Source organism: Pseudomonas fluorescens, assembly GCF_902497875.1.
Taxonomy (GTDB): Bacteria; Pseudomonadota; Gammaproteobacteria; order Pseudomonadales; family Pseudomonadaceae; genus Aquipseudomonas; species Aquipseudomonas fluorescens_BR.
This window is the reverse complement of record NZ_CABVHY010000123.1, coordinates 1-1,571: the sequence shown is the minus strand read 5'-3', so window position 1 is coordinate 1,571 and position 1,571 is coordinate 1. Positions and strand designations below refer to the sequence as shown.

The window sequence follows — 1,571 nt, the reverse complement described above, 5'->3', positions numbered from 1 at the left end:
CGGCTGGCACCTGCCCAGCGACGGCCCGAAAACCCTCAATGGACTGGTTACCGAAGCATTGGAAACCATCCCGGAGAGCGCGGTTTGCCTGAAGATCGGTCGCTATCGCCTGGAAATCCTCGAAACTGAAGACAACCGTGTCAGCCGCGTGTTGATCTGGCATGTAGCCGCTGGCGAGCCCGCAAGCCTGCGTTCGACCGCGTAGGGGTCATAAAACCTGCAACCGCGCCGTATCAATTAAATCGCGTTTAACCAACGACGACCGCTTCGACCGAACGCAGCCTCGCGAGCTCGGCAGCTGCTACATATCCCCGATTTGAACCGGGTTACCTGATAGACCTATATCGCGAGCAGTTTCAATCGACTCATCACGAGCCAAGGCAACACCCATCCGGCGCTGACCATTGACTTCCGGCTTGCCGAACAGACGCAATGCCGTATCCGGCTCGCTCAATGCCGCACCCAGGTTGGCGAAAGCAGTCTGGGTCGACTGCCCTTCCACCAGAATCACCGCCGAAGCCGATGGACCGAACTGACGGATCAATGGAATCGGCAACCCCAGAATCGCCCGCGCATGCAAGGCGAACTGCGACAGGTCCTGAGAAATCAGCGTCACCAGACCGGTGTCATGGGGACGTGGCGAAACTTCGCTGAACCACACCTGATCGCCCTTGATGAACAGCTCGACGCCGAACAGTCCCCGACCACCCAAGGCTTCGGTCACCGCTTTGGCAACCCGCTCGGATTCCGCCAAGGCAATCGGGCTCATGGCCTGCGGCTGCCAGGATTCCTGGTAATCGCCCTTCTCCTGGCGGTGGCCGACCGGCGCGCAGAAGGTGGTGCCGCCGATATGGCGCACAGTCAGCAGAGTGATCTCGTAATCGAAGTCGATAAAACCTTCGATGATCACCCGCCCCTTGCCGGCACGACCGCCTTCTTGCGCATAATCCCAAGCCTTCTGCACGTCATCGACGCTGCGCAGCAGGCTCTGGCCTTTGCCCGAGGAACTCATCACCGGCTTGACCACGCACGGGAAGCCCAGATCCTCGACCGCCTTGCGATAGTCTTCGACAGTGTCGGCGAAGTGGTACGGCGAGGTCGGCAGGTCCAGCTCTTCAGCGGCCAGACGCCGGATACCTTCGCGGTTCATGGTCAGCTGCGCGGCACGGGCAGTCGGAATCACGGTAAAGCCTTCGGCCTCCAGCTCCACCAGGGTAGCAGTGGCGATGGCTTCGATTTCCGGCACGATGAAGTGCGGCTTCTCCGCTTCGATCACCGCACGCAGCGCCGCGCCATCGAGCATGTTGATCACATGACTGCGATGGGCCACTTGCATGGCCGGTGCGTTGGCGTAGCGATCCACGGCGATCACTTCAACGCCCAGGCGTTGCAGCTCGATTACCACTTCCTTGCCCAGCTCGCCGCAGCCACACAGCAAAACGCGGGTCGCGGTTGGCGACAATGGAGTTCCGATACGGGTCATCTCAGGTCCTCAAAGGAGCGGATCATCGAGGGTCGCACGCAGCGCGGGCTTCCCATGGGAGAAAACGCGGCATTTTACATGAACCGGG

General features: G+C 60.7%; 2 protein-coding genes. One reads left to right on the top strand and one right to left on the bottom strand.

Annotated features, from left to right (window positions below; translation table 11 throughout):
* Nucleotides 1-205: transporter associated domain-containing protein (locus F8N85_RS34065; protein WP_318183235.1), on the top strand; the 205-nt coding region annotated here is incomplete at its 5' end.
* Between the two features lie 96 nt (nt 206-301).
* Here F8N85_RS34065 and purT read toward each other — a convergent pair.
* The gene (purT, locus tag F8N85_RS34060; protein ID WP_150807684.1) at nt 302-1,483 is read right to left on the bottom strand and encodes a formate-dependent phosphoribosylglycinamide formyltransferase; all 1,182 of its coding nucleotides are present in this window, start codon (nt 1,481-1,483) and stop codon (nt 302-304) included.
* Nucleotides 1,484-1,571: the final 88 nt, after the last annotated feature.

What these genes read in the sequence shown, in the direction of transcription:
- purT (WP_150807684.1), bottom strand. Translation starts at nt 1,483, where the DNA reads ATGACCCGTATCGGAACTCCATTGTCGCCAACCGCGACCCGCGTTTTG.